The organism is Gammaproteobacteria bacterium (assembly GCA_029882975.1).
Classification (GTDB): Bacteria; Pseudomonadota; Gammaproteobacteria; order SZUA-152; family SZUA-152; genus JAJDNG01.
The window spans coordinates 17,616-36,952 of the sequence record JAOUJW010000001.1; the positions used below are offsets into that span (position 1 = coordinate 17,616).

The window sequence follows — 19,337 nt, forward strand, 5'->3', positions numbered from 1 at the left end:
AATATACTTGTGAATAAATAGAAAAAGCCATGTTATTCAAACGAATAACATGGCTTTGTTTTCCCGACAAAATTACTTGGAATAGGTGTCAATACCTTCTTTGTCTTTGTCGTATTTATCGACGAAAAAGCTGTAGATAAATGGAGCGGTGTATACCGTCAGTACCCAAATTAACATTGCAAATGGGCCATTATCCAAATCAATCATAATAGTTCTCCTCTGATTTGCTCTGTTTTAGTGGGACTTGCTATGGTCCGGTACGTAACTGTAGTTAGGCAACCGCTTAACCGTAATCATTACACTCACACAGAAAATAATGATAAAGAAGATATCAATGGTGTAACCCTTATCCCACCAGGGCTGCACACGTTCACGAGTTCCATCCTCGCGCCAGTTACCTTCAAAGTTAGCCAGCACCAGGCGGTTACCCAGAACTGTGTACTCTTCCAAATGAGCCTTTTTATTTTGCAGCTCAATGATAGCATCTTTGATCAGACGTAAATCATCCATATCGATAGGATGACGGTCCAACAAAGGAACCCACTTAGAACCTTCCGCTCTGGCTTTATTGACCATATGCTCCATTTTTTTAGCATCGTCTTTAATCGCCATCACTTCAGCGGAATCCATCCATTTAACGTAATCCGCATAAATCGCAGCGCTGGGGCGTTGGCCCCACAAAGGTGCTGTAATTAAGAATGCAGTTACGATGGTCAGAATCAACAAACCCACCACAGGCTGTGGCAAACGGTTATTGTTTTCTGCGATACCACCGAGGCTCTCGCCTTCCCATGTTTTCTTTGCTTCTTCGTTCTGGTCGTCAGTTGTCATACTGAACAAAGGATTATCAAACTTCCACGCCATGTCTCAGCTCCCTTATTTCAGGTTAAGTACAAAATCGATTAAAGCACGAGCTTCACTATCAGCTGCCGGTACCGGCACCTCAGGTGGATAAACTCGCTCGTTGGATACGTATTTGTTGTATTCAGTACGCCAGCCATCGAAATCGATCGTGTTACCTTTCGCGTCCTTCTCACCCCAGAGGTAATCATAGCGAGGCATGATTGAATGGGGTTGAACCAGACGAGGATTGAAGAAATGCATAATCATCCACTCTCTGGAAGAGTTACGCGAGCCCACGTGAGTCAAGTCAGGCGCTTTTCGGTCAGATCCAAATGCAGTGGGTGATTCACCATTAAAGTCACCGAGCATTGGAGGTGCACCAAAATACTGCCAGTCTTGGGTTTGCTCAGGCAGCAATGTGTGACACCACCAGCAACCTTCGCGAACAAACATGATTTTGCCTTTACCTACCAACATGGTGTTTTCTTCGGTCGCCACTTTCATGGTAGCTTCCGGAGACCAACCGCGGGTAGCCGTGGCATTCTCAATGTAAGGAACAGCCTCACCATCACGGTCTTCTGTGCGAATAACAAATACCGCACCTTTGGTGTCGTCAGCCGCCAGGATTTTACCCTTGTTTACACTCAGATCCTGGGGTTTGGCACCCAATATAATGGGGTGACGAATACCGTTAGGGAACGGAGCGTTCGCTGGATAAACAAATGCACGTGTTGGCTCTATAGGAGCACCGGTTTTCGGGTCTTCTGAAATATGAACCGTAGCAGGCTTGGCTACACCCGTCATAAAGGGGTCTTCATAAGAGAAGCCACCCATTCGACCGAAGGCCAACTGTCGATCCAAACCAACTTCCGTTACCGATACATTCCTGATGTCAGTCGCCGGCATATACAGCGTAATGAACATCGAGGACCCGAAGGCGAGACCAAACATTCTCGCCCCGATTGTATATTCTCTAAATGCCATGGATTATTTCCTCCCAATACTTTTCTAATTATTAGCGTTCGTAAGCAAGTTCGTGCGGCAAACGTCCGGCAGGAATCAGAGTTCCTTCACGCATCGTTTTCCACATGTTAACCAGCCATACGCAGTTACCGAGGAATACCATGGTGCCACCCACCCAGCGTGCAATCATGTATGGGTGTTCAGCGATAACAACGTCAATGTAAGGCACTTCGTAGATCTTCCCTGCACCTTGAATCAACCCGGCAATGGTCATGGATACCCAGTAAGTGGAGAATCCGATCAGCAACATCCAGAAGTGGAAGTTAGCCAGAGCCAGAGAGTACAGTTTTCTGCGCAGCAATGTTTGCAGACCGTAGTAGACAGCAGCCGCTTCCAGGAATGTTGAGAACCCCAACAAAGCCAAGTGAGCATGAGCCACGATCCAACCGGTTCCGTGGATGTACCAGTTAATGGCACGAGTTTGCTGGAAACCGCCTTGCATGTTCAACGGAATGGCGAGCAATACACCGGTGATGGTGAATTTGATCTCGATATTCTCAACGAACATTTTCCACTTGCCAGACATGGTCAACAGCAAGTTGGATACGAAAGCGATAGCAGGTACCAGAATCAATACACCCTCTACAGAGGCGAAAGATTTCAACCACTCTGGCAGCGGAGCAGACATCAAGTGATGTGCAGCCGGTGTAGAGTAGAACACGACAACTGACCAGAAGTGCAAGTGGCCAATGCGGTGAGAGTACAAAGGATTACCAGTTACTTTAGGTACGATGTAGTAAGAGATCGCAGCCGCAACCGGAGTAATCCACAAGCCCAATACGTTATGAGCAAACCACCAGGTTAGATAGGCTTCGGTCAAACCGGTCAACTGGAAAAATTCAGGTGAATTACCCACGGTGAATACAATGATTACCATGAAAGTAGCAGCACCGAAGAACCAGTTGGTGGTGTAGATACCTTGGGTACGGCGGGTTTTGATAGTCATCCACACGTTGATACCCAGAGGCAGCAGAATACCGAAAATGATAGCCAGATCGATAGGCCAGATCATGTCAGAGTATTCACGACCGGAGCTAATACCGAACCACAACAGGGTCAGGCCCAGAGCCAAACCAATATTCCAGATCAGGCAGTTCCATACACCCAGTTTTTCAGACCATAGTTTGGTGTTACCCAACGCAGGTGTGATGTACATCATTGCCATAGCGAAAGCCATGGAGATCCAGCCTAAAATTACAGCCAGTACATGCACCTGACGCATGTGTCCGAAAGAAAGCATTTCGATACCGGTAACGAAGTCCGGAAATGCCAGTTTAGCAGCATTGAAGGAACCCAGACCGGTGCCCACAATAAACCACAATATTGAAGAAAAACCGAAGAATATCGCAGCAGAACCTGCTGGGATGTCTTCTTCTTTTTTAAATAAATACTTAACCATTTTTAATCACCCCTCCCCAAAAATATTCTTCGCGATCATATCTGATTCTTTAAACTGTCACGCGGCATCAATAAATACCAACCAAACCACATGCTGGAAAACGCCAGCGCTATGCAAAAGATAGATGCAAACATTGCCATGGTTACAATCCCCTTTATTTAATTAATTAAAATGATTATTTCCGTTTAGCAAAATCAGCTTATGCTTTTGCTTCCAGTTGATTATGACGATTCACAGCGATGTGTAATGTCAGATAGAACGCCAGGCCGAAAATGATCATGGCCCAATCAACAAAGCCCGTGAAGGTAGTAGGATCATAGGCGGTACCGAACCAGCCACCCCAGTCATCGAATTTTCCTCGGCCCAAAAAGCACATCAACGCAGCTCCGAATACGCTGCCGTTGCCCATACCGGTGACCACGCCTGATATAAAACATAGTATAAATGGATTTCTCATCCCCAAAACCTCCTCACTTTGCCTATATTCTAATTTTATTTAGTTGAAACGTTTCGTTTTTTAAGGGGCCGATAATGGAAAGCGCTTAGATCCATTCCAAAGACGGTCCAGTTCCCCAACTACACCAAACTTACCCTTATTATTCGCTTAAGGTTTTAATGGCACGAAATCGTGTCACATGTGGTACATCAGGTCAAGCATTTTTGCCCGACTTATTGACCACCCTGTTAATACCCAGTTTGTCACTGCGATTATATTGGCTATTTCCTAACCTGCCACATTAAGTGTCTGTTTTATATTCTGCAATACAGCGATATAATGCATTTCTTTATTTACAATACTGTTGCAATTTACTGCGTGTCTACGCTTGACCCGAACCCGACCACACGTTAGGTGTTCCACGCTCTCTTGATATTGAGACCTAGACTATGTCCGGTAAAGAAATCGTTATTTTATTAATCGTTGGATTCAGCTCCCTGTTTATTTTGGGCTATTCCGTTCACATGTTTATCGGCGGACTGGTGGCCCCGGAAACCGAAAAATGGGCCATTATTATCGCCTGCAGTATTGGCGCTGTGGTATTAGCCTTTCTAGGCGCTGACATCGTCAAACAGCGTCGCAAGAGCTCGTGACAGCACTCCTGCCGTAAACCACGCAAAGATCAGGCAAACACCTTAAGCTGGCCACCGATTTTGTTGAACTCGTTCTGATCGACAAACTGGCCCTTGTGAAACACGAATTGTTTTTTCACGCCCGACAAATCCAGACCGGTTAAACCAAACGACTTGCCGGCATAATCGGAAAAATAACGCACATTTTTTACCAGCTCGATTTTCTGGTGGTTGCGCAATTCCAGAACCACCCGTTGTTTGGAGATTTCCACAGCCTTAGGCGTGCCGGGAAGCAGTAACAAACGCCCCATAATACGATTGACCGCCTGGAACAAAAAGAAACAGGACAAAAACAACAACAAATAAGTGAGGTTCTGATTTCCGCTATACCACATAATGGAAGCCCCAATACCCAAACCCCCTACGGTAGGTACGTACATCAAAAGATCCCACACCATACCCTTCTTGTCAGGAACAAGATTATACCGTTCAAACTTCGCCATTTAACCGGCCTCCGCTACTTTCTCTAAATCCTGCTTGGAAGCATTGGCTGCCTGCATGGTACGTAAAATCAAATCCAACTCGCCATACAGCATTCGCCCAGCCTGCTTAAAGCGCACTACTTGATTCGCGTCAATAATATAAGTCCAGGGGTCGCCGATAACCCCAAAAGCCTTAAACGCCTGCGGATTTTGGTACTGATCCATATGCAAAAAGATCACATCATCTTCATATTTAACCAGTAGGGCCTTGAGCATTTGCAACTGCTTGTCGCAGACCGTGCAATGGCCGGGGGTAGCAAATTCTAAAACGATAGTCTTGCCTGAATTTAACGCCACATCCAGTGACAATTGATACATCCGCTTATCCGGGTAACGGTACGTGGTAATACGGCTGAAATCACCCCCTACATCAGCCAGAGTTTTTGTTGGCAGACTGGGCGCTTTCATGCCGATTTTCAGGGAACTGTCATCAATGGAACAACCCACCATAGCACTTAGGAATAGCAGACTCAGTACAAGCTTGGGTAGCACGTTCATAATACTTTTCTCCATCCGGCACAGGTTTTAAACAGATTGTACGCCCAAATGAAGTTCGCTGTTAATACCAGAGTCCCAAATATTCCCATGGTTGCCAATAAGGGTTTCACCATGGCCTCAACCTGCTCCATTGTGTGGGTTTCACCGGCTATACCTCCGGTCACCCCGGCGGTGGTAAAAAATACGACCATACCGATTAACCCAAAATTGTGTACCCAAAAATGCCATTTAACTAGAGCCATGCTGTAAATTGGTTTGCGCACTAAGCGCGGAATCACATAGTAAACAGCACCAAAAATCGCCATTTCCACCCAACCTAAAAGGTTAATATGAGTATGGGCACGAACAATCAGATTACCGTGGACTCGATGATCCACAAAATACCTTAACTCGGAGATACCGCCCATCAGGGCACCCCAGGTAAATCCAATCAAGCTATAGATGATGCAGGCGTAGATAAACCAAAGTGTATACTTGGTGTATTCCGGATCATCCCACCCGTGTTTTTCGGTAGACACTTATTTATCCTCCTTCGGCGGTATGTTTTTCTCGCGCACATCCTCGTACTTATTTTTCCATTCTTTTGGAGCCCAGGTTTTGACCATATCATCAATAAACTCAGATCGCCCTTCCGGCGGCATGGCAGCTGAGGAAGACCCCTGCTCTGCTTTCAACTCGGAAATAAACCGAGCTATGGCCTGTAACTGTTCATCCGGCATTTTGGCTACATAAGCCCCTTCTTTGGGTGACGGCCCATGATCGAAAGTTTTAGCCCCATAAGTGTTTTCCGGATCTTTTAGAAAACGATAAAGCCAATCATAGGTGCGTACCGACCCTACCCCGTCCAGAGACAAACCCATATTGGTGCCATTTCTCAACGCGCGATGGCAAGAGGTACAGCGTGCGTGGCGAAACAGCTCAGAACCCTTGGCACCCTGCTCAGAAAAATCAAAACTGGTCTTGGTTTCAAACATGGGCTTATTGGAACTTAAGCGATAAGTTTCCAAAACCACATAGGCTATTGTGGCGACAACAATAAATACGGCCACAATGCTTAATAATACTTTTTCACCGGTTTTTAACGGCTGCTTTTTTGTACTCATAACTTCACATCACACCAAGCTGAATACTGCAATCTCCCGCTCTTGTTATGTGTAGATGGCGGATTTTTTGCAGTAGGTACTGACTAAAAAAGGGCGGGAAAACCCGCCCTTTTTTAACTGTAGACACTAAAGATTAGTACTGATCCGGAATCCGGCTGTTGCCCACCGTGGTGTTCTCAGCGGAAGTCAGGAACGTAGCAACATTATAGATGTCTTCATCAGTCATTTTGCTGGCTACTTTTCTCATTTGAGCCATGGGATCGTTAGCACGGCTACCATCACGCCATTTTTTCAGCTGATTGACCATGTAAACGTATTTCTGTCCGCCCAGCATGGGATATACAGGAAATGCGCCGCGGCCATTGTATCCGTGACAGGAATGACAAGCCGGGATGCCGCGCTCCGGAGCTCCGTGTTGCGCCAGACCTTTACCCAAATAGCGCACACCGACAGGAACGCTGCCCAGGTTCTTTACGGCAGCCATATCAGAACCAGCAATGGGTTGCTTCATGCTGGCTGCAAAGGCAGAAACATCACGACGCTCTTGAGAAGTCAAACCCTTGGCATTGGTATTCATGATGAACATGGTTTTGTCTTCGCGCTTATCAGTAGCGAAATCTTCCAATTGTTTTACCAGGAAGTTATAACCCTGACCCGCCAGACGTGGCGTACCCATATTGTCGTCACCCAGGCCTTCGTTGCCGTGACAGCCAGTGCAAGCCGGTACAGTATCGCCTTTACCGTTCATGAATATCTTTTTACCATTTTCCAAGTCGCCCAGATCACTGTAGCTCACACTGCCACTAGCGAGTACTGATGCAGATGACACCATGGTTATCACTGCTAACGCGACTCTTATTTTTGTACGTTGCATAAAACACACCCTCCCGTATTATAAATTCTATTCCGGCCAACTGGATTCGTTTACGTGTTTATTACCCAGATGTACCTCTCCCCGATAACTTAACACCTTATTTCACTACTCTAATACACGTCTCTCATAGCTTCTCATGATTCTCACTCTTCCAGCATCCAGGCACCTCGCCCTTTGAACAACAAATAACCAGAACAACAAACAACCAGAGCACGCCGGCAATTGCCGGAACTATTCTCCAGTCTGGTTATGCATGATACTCACAGAATCGGGGACAGCGATGCTACGAGAATTCTTTAGGAATTCTTTTTGAGCATGAAAGCTGCTACACCAAACGCGACTATGGATACTACTAAGTAAACGACGCCTATCTCACCTGTTGTTAACACGACAATTCTCCTCCAATTGATATGCCTTTATTTTAATTGTGCAACTATATATCACTCACGGATACTTCTGGCAAGTTTGTGGGGCAAGAATATAACATTCATCCACGTCTAGGCCAAGTTTTAAGTACGCTTTTTGTGACCGGATAAAATCTTTTTGACTGTGTCTAATAACCTCGTATTCAACTCCTCCTACCTACCTAAATAACCGCATTTTAACCATGAACTTATGGAAAAACCCCTACAATAGCGCTTATTTGACCTGACACCGCAATTCAAACCATACTATACGCGCCATTAAATGGGGAAACCTTGTGTTGCACTAGGTTAATTAGGCGAAATAATTAAGCAGAACCGGTGATTAAATCACCGGCGGAAATCCGTTCTTTTCTTATTCTGCAATTCAAATAATAAAGTGGTAATTGTAAGGGATAAAAATGGTTCAAAGAGGGTATCGCGCACTGGTATTGTGGATCGCATGGAGCGCAGCGACCATCGTGATTTACACCGGCCTGTATCAAGACACTGACGTGTGGTCTTTTGTGGGAAGCGACCCATCACGCATCACCTGGGCCATCATAGCGCTATTTGCTGTTGGCGTGGCAAGCAGCTTTGCACTGACCCTATTTCTTACTTTCGAATCTATTACGGTAGACAGAATTGAGCACTCCGCTAAAGCACAGGGCTGGCTGGGCATTGACTATCACAGCAAATACCTACGTATCGCCCATTTTTTCAAATCCTTACAGACCATTGTCAACAATAATGGTGAAATCAATGTAGAAGCCCTGGTGGATGTGGAATTTTCCGTTTACCGACGTGGTGCTCACGCCTTGGAAGTCATTGGCAATCTCTTAATTACTTTAGGCTTGGTGGGCACTGTGGTGGGACTTACACTGACTTTGACGGGTTTAACCAGCTCACTGGAAGCCCTGGGCCAAGACCAGGAGCAGTTGTTACGCGGACTTCGCGGCGCCATGGGAGGTATGGGCACGGCGTTTTACACCACATTGCTGGGCTCGGTATTGGGCGGCGTTTTGCTGCGGGTCTTTGCGCATATTGACGACAACGGTATCGACAGCTTGGAAAATACCCTAACGCGCATTTGCCTGGTGTATTGCTCTGCGGATTTCAAACCTTCCGCACAACGTGATGTACGCGCTTTAAGTAATGAGATCAACAAAATGGACCAACAAATCCAACATCTAAATACCAGCCTGGAACAAGCCAAAACTATGATCTCCGACTACAGGGAAGAGTTGAAAGAATTGGGCTTGACCGAAGTACAAGACAATATACGTCTGCAACAAACCTTACAGCAGCGTGAAAAATACCTAAAATCCCTGCGCGACGAATTCCAACTCAAACGCATGAATCGCGGTGCCTGGTGGCGTGTGTTCACCCGCAGCTTTCGCAAGGAATAAAGGCGCAAGGACTACATTCGGGAATCAATCATGGCACGCAAACACAGAAGATCGCCACCCAATATCCATGAAAGCTTTTCTGACATAGCCTTACTCATGTTGGCCACCTTTGTGTTCCTTTTAGTGACGATTATGATCACCTCCAAAATGGCTGAGCAAAACCAATTGCCCACGCTAAAAAAAGATGTCGCTGACTTACAGAACCAGTTGCAACAGTCCCAAAAAAAGAACCGCCAGTTGATGGCGAATATGGACAATATAGCCAACATGACCGTAGAGTCACAAATGGAGCAGGCCCTGATGACGGCCGGTTTTGGCAAGCAGGGCAAAAACCGCAAAGACTTTGATCTTTTCGTCAGCGGCCTGAAAAACTTACCTGGAGACAGCATTCATTTGATGGTGGATGCCACCGGCTCTATGCATGGGGTCACATCTTTTATAATTCCCATACTGCGTGTGATTGTAATCCGATCCGGCAAACGCTTGGACGCCTTAACTTGGTTTTCTGACAATCGTTCTCAAACCTACCAGGGCAGTATGGGTGATATGTTCGACCATTTGATGAGCGGCGCTCCTTTTATGGGCAGCGAAGAGACAATTGGCCGGGCATTTCGCGACGCTGCCAAGGCAGCCCCCGCCCCCGGCGCATATATTTTGATCGGCGACGAACCCAGCTCGGATCGGATTCATTATTTTCGCATTCCCAGCCCGGTTTTTACTATCCCGCTGGGTCACTCCAATCCCGACACCAATTGGGCATTTCAAAAACTCGCCGATGAAACGGGTGGAAAAATGCTACGCCTGGAACTGAAATAAACCGGCAGCCGATTTCACAAGATCGGGCTGCTTATTGTAGAATTCCGCGCTCACGCTCGCAATGTGCGGCACATCTTATAACAGTACATAAAAAAGGTACGCAGTATGGCACTTGAAATTCCAGCCAAATACCAAGCATTAGTCGGCTTACTCATCTGGGGCGGCGTGATATTATTCTTTAACGTTATCCGTCTGGATACTTACGGCTTAGATGAAGGTGCCGCTATGGCACTGCTGTGGGGCTGGTCCATTTCCGACCAAATCGTCAATCCCGTAACGACATACGGCGGCCCCGATTTTCGTGCCCTGCTGTTTCTGCCCTTAGGTTTGTACTGGTCCGGTAGCATTCTAGCTGCCAAGGTGTTTACGCTAATCATTACTTTCATTGCCGCCATCGGCTTGTATCGCTGGAGTGAACGCTGCAGCGACCCGGAAACCGCCCTGATCGCCACCGGATTGTTTCTCATTGCGCCAATGACGATTTTGCTGGCTGACAGCATGTCTGCGGCTCCGTTTCTGTTATTTCTGTTTAGCGTAGGTATTTGGCTGGATGGAAAATATCGCGCATCGGCCCACAGCATCAGTTCCCTGTATTTCATCCAGCTAATACTCGTGGCAATCACCCTCACCATACACCCCATGGGACTTGCATACCCGCTGGCTTTGGCCTGGCACTGGCACCAAGACGCCAAATCTGAAAAACAAAAGAAACAGGTGTTTGTGGGACTGGGCATAACCGCACTGATCATACTGGCTATGCAATCGGGTTGGGTGGCCATTGAATGGTTTGCCAATCCCCTGGTGGCGTTGGGACAGGCTGTGTTGGGATATAGCGTACTGGATTTACCGGCGACAGCACCGCTGAGTGGGATTTTACTGGCCCTCCTACTGATATTCTTGCTTTACAAGAACTATAAGCAACTGAGCCAAAACCTTATGGGGACTATGTTGCTCTGCGCCATAGTTCTGGGACTGGTCAGCGCCGACCGTAACTGGGCATTAATGGCGACCGTATTGGCTCTTTATCTGGGATTTCCCCTATTGTTAAAACTGAATAAATCTTTGGGTAAAAACAATTTTGCAGGGCAAAGAGGCCTGGTATTCATTGCCCTCATGGTGGTTGCCGTTGTTTTTATGCAGGTGAACAAAGCTCACAGCTTCGATAACCAGAAAGGTCTGTTATCCCCGGCGGATGAACTCATCAAACGCCTTGCTGATGAAGCTGCCGACCCGGATAAACCGTTTGTCGCAGCCAGCCAGTGGCCCGCCAAAACGCTAATCGTCTGTCGCCGTGATGTCTTCAAATTACCTCCTCAAGTAGAATCAGGACAGCAATTGTTGAACATGACCAAAGGCTTGACTCATGTCATGTTTGACCATAAAACCAAGAATAATGAGTCCTTAATTCGCAACTTTACCGAAATCACGTCGGAAACCGAAACCCTGGCAGTGCAATCGGCCGGTGTAATTATTAAATTAAAAGCCAATTATGCCTCTCTGACACAAAAAGCACAGCAGGAAAAACGCGCCAGCCCTGACAAAGTGTTGAAAAATAAAAAGAAAGAACAAGAAACCCCGGGGAATCCGTAATATTCACGTTTACCACATAGCACTTGAATACTTCAGCCAGATCGGTTCAAATATGACCATGGAACCGCACAACGCGCATGATATTCAGGTGAATGTAACCACCACCTACATAGAGGAACAGTCCGATCCGGGATTGAATCGCTATGTGTTTGCCTACACCATTACCATCAGCAATCAGGGTAAGGTGGCCGCAAAGTTGCTGACCCGCCATTGGATCATTAATGACGCCAATGGCAATGTTCAGGAAGTTCACGGTGAAGGGGTTGTTGGCGAAAAACCTTACTTACAACCCGGCGATACCTTTCAATACACCAGCGGCACAGTTATAGAAACGCCGGTAGGCAGCATGGAAGGCACTTATCAAATGTTATCTGATGACGGCACACCCTTCGACGCACAAATTCCGCCGTTTACCCTATCCCTGCCCCATACACTGCATTAATTTATTCCTGCTGTTGAATTTTCTCACGCAGTTTTTCCGCCTGCTCATCGATGGCAGATTGCACCTCTTTGGATTTTTCCAAAGCTTTTTCCTGACTGGAGAGAAAGTGTTCTTCCTTGTCCGAAGAACAAGCGAATAGAGATAGCAATACAATAATGCAAAAAAGGTATTTCATAAGTGGCTCCACCAAGTCATTCGATCTACGGGGAAAACTCCGACTGCGAGAAAATACCAAGTATAGACCATCAAGGGGATAGCGCTGTCACACTCAATTTACCCTGTCGAACACAAACCTGAAACTCGCCTTGCAAAATAGCACTGAGTTCATCACCCAGCAAAGCTTTACGCCAACCGCATAGCAGCGGCGTTTCATGACCGCAAACCAGCGACTCCAAGTCTTTTCGGGTAGCCAACATTGAGGGCGTTACCTGGTTTTCCAAGGCCCGTAAACGGACCACACACATGAGCAAATCCACTAAGGCATCCTGTTCCAAGGTCAGCTTCAAGTAACGAATCTTTTTAGGCCAGGTGTTGGGGTCGCTTGCTTTTGCTTCTTGGATAAGCTGCAGAACAGTTGCATTGAATCGATGCAGGCCATTTTCCCAGCCATGAATGCGATTCAATGCTTCTTCATCCACAGGCATTCGACGGGCCACTTCTAAAAGCACATCATCACGAACCAGCCAGCGGCGGGGCCGGTTTTGTTCGCGGGCAAGGTTTTCACGCCAACGGGTTAAATTCTGCAGTACGACCAACTGTACCCCTTTTAGATTCTTGGCACCTCGCACCTTTTGCCATAAATCCGATTCTTGTGGCGCATAGGTATTAACATCAGTGAGCTGAGCAAAATCCGCTGCCAGCCACGCTAAACGCCCTGCTGCCTGCAACCGTCGCTGCTGCTCATCGTAGATCGCCAACAAATGGCGTACATCATCCATGGCATAATCAATTTGCCCCGGATCCAAAGGACGCCGACTCCAGTCGGTACGAGTATGGGATTTGTCCAGTTTAACACCCAATATTTTCTCCACCAATGCGGCATAACCCACTTGATCTCCATCGCCCAGCAAGGTGGCTGCCAACTGCGTATCAAATAAAGGTTGGGGCAAGCGCCCGGTGAGGTCAAAAAATATTTCCAGATCCTGACGGCCCGAATGCATGACTTTGATTACGGCCGGATCATAAATTATGTCTATAAAAGGACTCAAATCACCAATAGAAAGGGGATCAACACACGCGATCACATCTGCGGCGGCCACCTGGATCAGGCACAATTGTGCATAATAGGTTTTTTCGCGCAAAAACTCGGTATCCAGCGCTATGACTTCAGCTCCCTGCAGGCTTTTGCAAAAAGCCGCCAGCTCGTGGTCAGTATCGATAAAACGATGATTCATTAATTAATTTATTTCCTTTGCTTTTATCTGGACAGGATTACAGGTTAAGATACCGCGCGCAAGGACTGACAAAATAATAAAGGCTTCAACCGGGGAACGGCATATGCTGCAACTTTTCAAACACTTTTTCGATTTGTGCCGTTTTAAGTCCCCTCCGGAACAAACCCCTTACTCCCTGCAACTCATGAGCTGGTCCATTATAACGTATATGGCCATGGCATATCTGGTCTTTAGCCCCAATATGGCCAGAAACATCGTAATTTTGTTGGTTTGCGTGGATATGGCCATGTTATTGGGCTTTGTTTATGCGGGATTGTGGGTCTGCGGTTATGTTAACCGTATGGTAAAAGTGGTTACCGCCGTGGCTGCCAGTGGCTCCATTCTCTATGTGGCCGGATCCCCCATTTTGTATGTCCTGCACCAATATGCAGAGCTTTCCGTCATCCCCACCGGCTTGTTTGCCGTTTGGACCTTGTGGAAGGTTGCCGTCACGGCTTACATCATTCGCCATGGTCTCAGCATTCCTATTTGGCTGAGCGTGGGCGTATCTGTACTTTATGTGTACACATATCTTCGCGTGTTGGCCGCCATCATAATCAGCGGTTTGCCCACTGTGGCCAATTAACCCGGCACTTCAGTGAGATAAACTGGTAAAATCAAGCCATTAGGCTAATCTTCTATTTACTTTGTTAACAAAACATAAAAGCCGATGCACATTCATATTCTTGGTATTTGTGGTACTTTCATGGGCGGTATCGCCTTACTGGCCAAAGAACTGGGCTATGAGGTCAGCGGTTCTGACACCAATGTCTACCCACCCATGAGCACACAGCTGGAACAGGCGGGTATCAGTCTGAGCTCTTTGGACGACATGGCTCAGTTTCAACCTAAACCCGACTTGGTTGTGATTGGCAATGCCATGTCCAGAGGCAAGACTGTAGTCGAGCATGTTTTAAACAATAATCTCCCCTACACCTCCGGACCGGAATTTCTCGCCGATTATTTACTGAAAAACCGCTGGGTGCTTGCGGTTTCCGGAACCCATGGGAAAACCACCACCAGCAGTATGTTGGCCTGGATACTGGAATACGCCGGACTCAAACCCGGATTTCTTATTGGCGGGGTACCGGAAAACTTTGGACTATCCGCCCGCAGCGGCAGCGAACCTTTTTTTGTGGTGGAGGCCGATGAATATGACACGGCTTTTTTTGATAAGCGATCAAAATTTGTTCACTACAAACCCCGTACCTTAATTATGAATAATCTGGAATTTGATCACGCCGACATTTTTCCTGATCTGGATGCGATTAAAAAACAATTTCACCACTTGGTCAGAACGGTTCCCGGAAATGGTTTGATCGTTTATCCGGAAGCCGAAACTCATTTGCAGGAGGTGATCGACATGGGCTGCTGGACCCCCTGTGAAACCTATGCACAATCCCACTCAGCCACAGCTCAATGGACTTTGAACAATATTAAGGAAGATGGCAGTCAATTTGATGTGCTGGTCAATGGCCAGTGCCAAGGCACTGTCGCCTGGCCTTTAATCGGAATGCATAATGTCAACAATGCAATTATGGCTATCGCAGCGGCGCGACATGCCGGCGTCCCCTGCGGTAGTGCAATAGAAGCTCTCAGCCATTTTCAAAACGTTAAACGACGCATGGAGGTGATTGGCGAAGCTCATGGCATAACTGTGTACGATGATTTTGCGCACCATCCAACTGCCATTCAAAGCACTTTAGACGGTCTGAGAAACAAAGTGGGTAATCGTAGGATTATTGCCGTATTGGAACCTCGCTCCAACACCATGCGCATGGGCGTGCACAAAGACACTCTGGCGGGCTCCCTAGAGCTGGCCGACGAGATCTTATTGTATCAACCCCCCGAGCTGGATTGGAACCTCACTGAGGTCGTAGCCCGTCTGTCGGGTAAAGCCCGGCTTTTCAATAGCATCGAATCTATCATCGAACACATAGTCGAGTCAGCCAAAAGTGGCGACCAAGTACTAATCATGAGTAACGGTGGCTTCGGTGGATTACACAAGAAGTTGTTACAACGTTTGGAACAGCTGGAACCCCAATCCTGAAATGAAACGGTCCTGAGATGAAACCCAGCTCTGTCACTTTAGCCATCACAGGCGCGTCCGGGGTTCAATATGGTCTACGCTTATTGGAGTGTTTGTTACAATCTCCAGTGCAGGTAAACCTGATGATATCAAGTGCGGCCCAGGTGGTCATCGCCACGGAAACCGACATACAATTGTCTTCCAAACCACGAGAGATACAACAGCAAATCAGCGACTTATTTGGCACCCCACAAAATTTGCTGCGCGTTTTCTCCAAAGAACAGTGGATGGCTCCCGTCGCCAGCGGTAGTGGCTGCGCTGATGCTATGGTGGTTTGCCCCTGCTCTTCAGCGACTCTATCCGCCATTGCTCAGGGAACCAGTTCCGATCTTATGGAACGGGCTGCTGACGTCTGCATAAAGGAAAAGCGACCTTTAATTTTGGTGACGCGAGAAATGCCCCTGTCGATCATCCATTTGGAGAACATGCTGCGATTGGCACGTGTGGGTGCTGTCATTATGCCGGCCAGTCCCGGGCTATATCACAAACCCACTCAAATCAGCGAACTCATCGACTTTGTCGTCGCCCGGGTTTTAGATCACTTACGCGTGGGGCATCAGTTGGTTCCGCGCTGGGGCGAACCGGACTGAGCTATGGACCAGGAAATCGATAAGCAAATTCCCCTGTTTCCATTACACACCGTACTATGCCCCTCGGGGGTATTAGCCCTGAAAATTTTCGAGCCCCGCTACTTGGAAATGATCAGCAAAAGCATGAAAAACGAATCGGGATTTGGTATTTGTTTAATCCGTCATGGCTCCGAAACAGGCAAGGCGGCAGATTGCTTCGATGCCGGCACTCTGAGCCAAATCAGTTATTTCGATATGTTGCCCGGTGGTTTGCTGCATATCACGGCAACGGGCAAGCAACGTTTTGAAATTCTGTCCAAGCAAGTGCTGCCCAATCAGCTGACCATGGCGGATGTGCGCCTAATTGCCAATGATCCGGAAGTTGAACTTCCCAAATCCCACTCCCCCGCAGCCGCTCTACTTAAAAAACTACTGGAGCAATTGAGCCATCCCTACATCAAAATGGAAAAGAAATATAATGATTGCGGCTGGGTCAGTAATCGCTTGACCGAACTTTTACCCATCAAACTAAATGTAAAACAGACTCTTTTGCAGGAAAACGATCCTATAGAACGTATCAACAAGGTATGGCAGCAAATTCAAAATTTGGGTATTCGCTAAACGGTAAATCTAGGAACGGCATTTAAGAACTCCGGTACTACCAGCCATAGACGACGCCTTCCAACAATAAATTATATAAGGAATAATCTTCTTTTCTGGCGGCAACAAACGACTTGTCACCGGCAAATCGACTGGAGATTTTCCGAGCGGCCACCTTGCCTTCACCTACTGTCAAAGAACGAATTATACGTTTCTTGTTTTCGTTACTGACCTTAGTGCTCACAGAAATCCCTTGATTAGGCAACGGACTGCTTTTGTACAACACCCGCATTTTCTCTCGCTTGTGTTTTGGCAACTTCATATAAAAGTTTGTCCGAAACACTGCTGCTCGACATTGTTTTGCCTCGAAAGCAAGCAAAACTTTTTTGAACCCCCCGGGAACACCCCAGATCACAGGTTGACGTACGGGATTCTTAAACAAATCGATCACTGTTAAGGTTGCCAAGTTAGGAGGCGGGATACCACAAACCTTTTTACCCACCAACTCTTTGACAGACTGGATGGTGTCGCCATTGTCCACAGCAACCACAAACTCCAAAGCACCGGGCAACTTCACTAAAACCTCATGTTTAAGATGCTCTTGGCGCCAGGAAATAAAGTGGGGTCCGTCAAATACGATATCATACCGACCGCGACGCAAATCCCTTTGATATTGCAGCCAGTTTTTGGGATGTTCATAGGAAACTTTCTCTCCCAGCAATTGACTGAGATGGGTCGCTAACGGCCCATATAGTTTCACTCCAGCCTGCTCCGCTTCTCTAGGAGGCGCCGACAAAACCAACTCTGCGCTCACCGGGTTTGAAAAACCAAAACACAGGAACCACAACATCAACTTTATGTGATAACGAAAAAATACGAATATATCGATTCGGGTTAAAAAACGCATGCAACTTCCCCAAAGAATCCAGCCACTGTTACTCGCCCAAACTTCCTGCGGAAATCGGGATTTCACCGGATTGAAACTACCCGGTATTCACATCCTGACAAGTAAATAATTAATCAAACAGGACGCCTGGTTCCTGAGAACCAAACCCTGCAGACCACAGCCGGATAAACCTAAGGTTTTTCATTTCCATGGTTTATACCAAAGCTGTGTGAATCGAAGCTGAACCGGAAGCCGCTGTTTTTAATTAATTTTACCCGGAATCAGTGTGTGGCTGCTGAAATCAAAGTAACGCTCGTCGCTGCAGTACAGCGACACACTCCACTTTAGCAAACAGATTTTCTATTTTGAAGCGAAAAATGGTATTTCGTTTAATAGATAGGAATTATCCTACAATTCCCTTCCCGATTGAGCCAATCTTTAGCTAGGGTCAAAACGAATCAACAATATGGGAAGGATACGCCCGTGCACAATCGCCGATTCCATTTTCCATTGCCACGAGGGATTGGATATCAACAGGTCTTGTTCCTTTTTGGAATTCCACTCGTAATTCAAAGGTAATCTAAAACCATAAAAGGATTTGAGTTTCATAGGACTTATGGTGGCCAACCACAGACCTGCAACCTCCGGGGGGCGCTCGACAATCGGCCACAGCCGCAATACCCACAAGACCTCGCCTATTTGCCGCACTTTCATTAACCTGGGGATTTGTGTGGAGAAATGTTGATTGAATACAGGCAGACGTTCCGGTTGCAAAGAAGGCGACAACCACAATAGTGCATTTTTATAGGACAAACGTTCACCCTCACGCCAATCCGTCTGAGTTAATGCCTGCTGGATTTGAACTTCGCTGCCCCACAACTGAATGGTAAAAGGATCTGGTTCGTTTTGACTCCGGTTTACAAGATAAGAACGCCATTGGCCGTCCCACCATTGTTCAGGTTCGACTATGGGTAATTGCAAGGACAATTCCTGTCGAACGCCGACAGCTAACATAACGCCCACCACAAGGGTCAGCACAAATACCCCGAAGGTGGATTCAAGCAAGTACTTCAACAAAAGACCCGGCATGTGTTTGTAATCCACCCCGCCAAAACGCCGGGCTAACCAGGGCGCAATCAGCCTTTTGTCAATAGTTCGCAGTAGAACAAACAGCCCCCAAAACAACAACATGACTAGCAAAAATAACAACATCAAGCGCCCCGCCAGTTCTGACGCTAAATGCATAGAAGCCCCCACCGCAACCCCCGGCAAAACCACCACCGGCGCCCAGGCTATGGCGGAAATGACATTAACAAGCGTAAATACCCAGGGATTCATGTGCATGATACCGGCAATCGCGGGAATAACCGGACGCACTGGCCCCACAAATCGACCGATAAAAATACTCAATGCACCATGCTTGTGGAAAAAACGCTCGCCGCGGGGTAACAGCTCGGGGTGACGAGTGAAAGGCCAAACGGACCTCAGTTGCCGATCAAAATGACGCCCTACCCAATAACTGATACCGTCACCGGTTATGGCACCGGCCATTGCCCAGAGCAAGGTGGGCCACAAATCCAGGGCACCCAGCCCTACCAATGCCCCAACCCCCAGCATGAGCGCCACACCAGGCACCACAATACCCACTATGATCAACGATTCGGTGCACGCAATAAGAAAGATTGCGAAACCGGCTAAGCCTGGATGCGCTTGCATCCAGGCCAAAAGCACTTGGATTGCGTCGAAGTTCAT

23 protein-coding genes are annotated in these 19,337 nt (G+C 47.2%); 9 read left to right on the plus strand and 14 right to left on the minus strand.

The window, feature by feature from the left end:
* Window positions 1-72 precede the first annotated feature (72 nt).
* From OEY58_00105 to OEY58_00125, 5 genes are all read right to left on the minus strand, one after another.
* Complete coding sequence (locus OEY58_00105; GenBank protein MDH5323841.1) at window positions 73-207, minus strand: hypothetical protein; 135 nt, start codon at window positions 205-207, stop codon at window positions 73-75.
* 27 nt (window positions 208-234) lie between these two features.
* Window positions 235-864, minus strand: coding sequence for a hypothetical protein (locus OEY58_00110; protein ID MDH5323842.1), 630 nt, complete (start codon window positions 862-864; stop codon window positions 235-237).
* Window positions 865-876: 12 nt separating this feature from the next.
* Window positions 877-1,827 (minus strand): cbb3-type cytochrome c oxidase subunit II, encoded by a 951-nt coding sequence (locus tag OEY58_00115; GenBank protein MDH5323843.1) that lies wholly within the window; start codon window positions 1,825-1,827, stop codon window positions 877-879.
* Between the two features lie 31 nt (window positions 1,828-1,858).
* The gene (locus tag OEY58_00120) at window positions 1,859-3,265 is read right to left on the minus strand and encodes a cbb3-type cytochrome c oxidase subunit I (protein ID MDH5323844.1); all 1,407 of its coding nucleotides are present in this window, start codon (window positions 3,263-3,265) and stop codon (window positions 1,859-1,861) included.
* Between the two features lie 199 nt (window positions 3,266-3,464).
* Window positions 3,465-3,722, minus strand: a complete 258-nt coding sequence (locus tag OEY58_00125) for a hypothetical protein (protein ID MDH5323845.1) — start codon at window positions 3,720-3,722, stop codon at window positions 3,465-3,467.
* Between the two features lie 428 nt (window positions 3,723-4,150).
* On the opposite strand from OEY58_00125, the gene OEY58_00130 reads away from it, so the two are divergent.
* The gene (locus OEY58_00130) at window positions 4,151-4,354 is read left to right on the plus strand and encodes a hypothetical protein (protein ID MDH5323846.1); all 204 of its coding nucleotides are present in this window, start codon (window positions 4,151-4,153) and stop codon (window positions 4,352-4,354) included.
* Window positions 4,355-4,383: 29 nt separating this feature from the next.
* Here OEY58_00130 and OEY58_00135 read toward each other — a convergent pair whose 3' ends face one another.
* The 5 genes from OEY58_00135 to OEY58_00155 form a co-directional block, all read right to left on the minus strand.
* Complete coding sequence (locus tag OEY58_00135; protein MDH5323847.1) at window positions 4,384-4,836, minus strand: hypothetical protein; 453 nt, start codon at window positions 4,834-4,836, stop codon at window positions 4,384-4,386.
* Window positions 4,837-5,373: a thioredoxin family protein gene (locus tag OEY58_00140; protein ID MDH5323848.1), complete on the minus strand. Its 537-nt coding sequence runs from the start codon at window positions 5,371-5,373 to the stop codon at window positions 4,837-4,839. It abuts the gene before it with no gap.
* Window positions 5,370-5,891, minus strand: coding sequence for a cbb3-type cytochrome c oxidase subunit I (locus OEY58_00145; protein MDH5323849.1), 522 nt, complete (start codon window positions 5,889-5,891; stop codon window positions 5,370-5,372). The genes OEY58_00140 and OEY58_00145 overlap by 4 nt, the downstream gene beginning before the upstream one ends.
* Window positions 5,892-6,476 (minus strand): cytochrome c, encoded by a 585-nt coding sequence (locus OEY58_00150; GenBank protein ID MDH5323850.1) that lies wholly within the window; start codon window positions 6,474-6,476, stop codon window positions 5,892-5,894. It lies immediately after the preceding gene.
* 133 nt (window positions 6,477-6,609) lie between these two features.
* A complete protein-coding gene (locus OEY58_00155; GenBank protein MDH5323851.1) occupies window positions 6,610-7,350 on the minus strand; it encodes a c-type cytochrome in 741 nt (246 codons plus the stop codon).
* Window positions 7,351-8,173: 823 nt separating this feature from the next.
* Here OEY58_00155 and OEY58_00160 point away from each other — a divergent pair.
* From OEY58_00160 to apaG, 4 genes are all read left to right on the plus strand, one after another.
* Window positions 8,174-9,160, plus strand: coding sequence for a MotA/TolQ/ExbB proton channel family protein (locus tag OEY58_00160; protein MDH5323852.1), 987 nt, complete (start codon window positions 8,174-8,176; stop codon window positions 9,158-9,160).
* 30 nt (window positions 9,161-9,190) lie between these two features.
* Window positions 9,191-9,976: a phage scaffolding protein gene (locus OEY58_00165; protein ID MDH5323853.1), complete on the plus strand. Its 786-nt coding sequence runs from the start codon at window positions 9,191-9,193 to the stop codon at window positions 9,974-9,976.
* A gap of 105 nt (window positions 9,977-10,081) precedes the next feature.
* Complete coding sequence (locus tag OEY58_00170) at window positions 10,082-11,566, plus strand: hypothetical protein (protein ID MDH5323854.1); 1,485 nt, start codon at window positions 10,082-10,084, stop codon at window positions 11,564-11,566.
* A gap of 52 nt (window positions 11,567-11,618) precedes the next feature.
* Window positions 11,619-12,008: a Co2+/Mg2+ efflux protein ApaG gene (gene apaG / locus OEY58_00175; GenBank protein ID MDH5323855.1), complete on the plus strand. Its 390-nt coding sequence runs from the start codon at window positions 11,619-11,621 to the stop codon at window positions 12,006-12,008.
* A gap of 1 nt (window position 12,009) precedes the next feature.
* Here apaG and OEY58_00180 read toward each other — a convergent pair whose 3' ends face one another.
* Both OEY58_00180 and rnd read right to left on the minus strand, forming a co-directional pair.
* Window positions 12,010-12,183: a hypothetical protein gene (locus OEY58_00180; protein MDH5323856.1), complete on the minus strand. Its 174-nt coding sequence runs from the start codon at window positions 12,181-12,183 to the stop codon at window positions 12,010-12,012.
* A gap of 70 nt (window positions 12,184-12,253) precedes the next feature.
* The gene (rnd, locus tag OEY58_00185) at window positions 12,254-13,402 is read right to left on the minus strand and encodes a ribonuclease D (protein ID MDH5323857.1); all 1,149 of its coding nucleotides are present in this window, start codon (window positions 13,400-13,402) and stop codon (window positions 12,254-12,256) included.
* Window positions 13,403-13,505: 103 nt separating this feature from the next.
* Here rnd and OEY58_00190 point away from each other — a divergent pair, with 103 nt between their 5' ends.
* The 4 genes from OEY58_00190 to OEY58_00205 all read left to right on the plus strand — a co-directional run bounded on the left by OEY58_00190 (window position 13,506) and on the right by OEY58_00205 (window position 16,720).
* Entirely contained in the window at window positions 13,506-14,027 is a 522-nt protein-coding gene (locus tag OEY58_00190) for a hypothetical protein (protein ID MDH5323858.1), read from the plus strand.
* A gap of 84 nt (window positions 14,028-14,111) precedes the next feature.
* A complete protein-coding gene (mpl, locus tag OEY58_00195; GenBank protein ID MDH5323859.1) occupies window positions 14,112-15,491 on the plus strand; it encodes a UDP-N-acetylmuramate:L-alanyl-gamma-D-glutamyl-meso-diaminopimelate ligase in 1,380 nt (459 codons plus the stop codon).
* A 17-nt stretch (window positions 15,492-15,508) separates the two neighbouring features.
* Window positions 15,509-16,120, plus strand: a complete 612-nt coding sequence (locus OEY58_00200; protein ID MDH5323860.1) for a UbiX family flavin prenyltransferase — start codon at window positions 15,509-15,511, stop codon at window positions 16,118-16,120.
* A 3-nt stretch (window positions 16,121-16,123) separates the two neighbouring features.
* Complete coding sequence (locus OEY58_00205) at window positions 16,124-16,720, plus strand: LON peptidase substrate-binding domain-containing protein (protein MDH5323861.1); 597 nt, start codon at window positions 16,124-16,126, stop codon at window positions 16,718-16,720.
* Between the two features lie 37 nt (window positions 16,721-16,757).
* On the opposite strand, the gene OEY58_00210 is transcribed toward OEY58_00205, so the two are convergent.
* Together OEY58_00210 and OEY58_00215 are read right to left on the minus strand one after the other, a co-directional pair.
* The gene (locus tag OEY58_00210; GenBank protein ID MDH5323862.1) at window positions 16,758-17,606 is read right to left on the minus strand and encodes a phosphate/phosphite/phosphonate ABC transporter substrate-binding protein; all 849 of its coding nucleotides are present in this window, start codon (window positions 17,604-17,606) and stop codon (window positions 16,758-16,760) included.
* A 417-nt stretch (window positions 17,607-18,023) separates the two neighbouring features.
* Window positions 18,024-19,337 (minus strand): DedA family protein, encoded by a 1,314-nt coding sequence (locus OEY58_00215; GenBank protein ID MDH5323863.1) that lies wholly within the window; start codon window positions 19,335-19,337, stop codon window positions 18,024-18,026.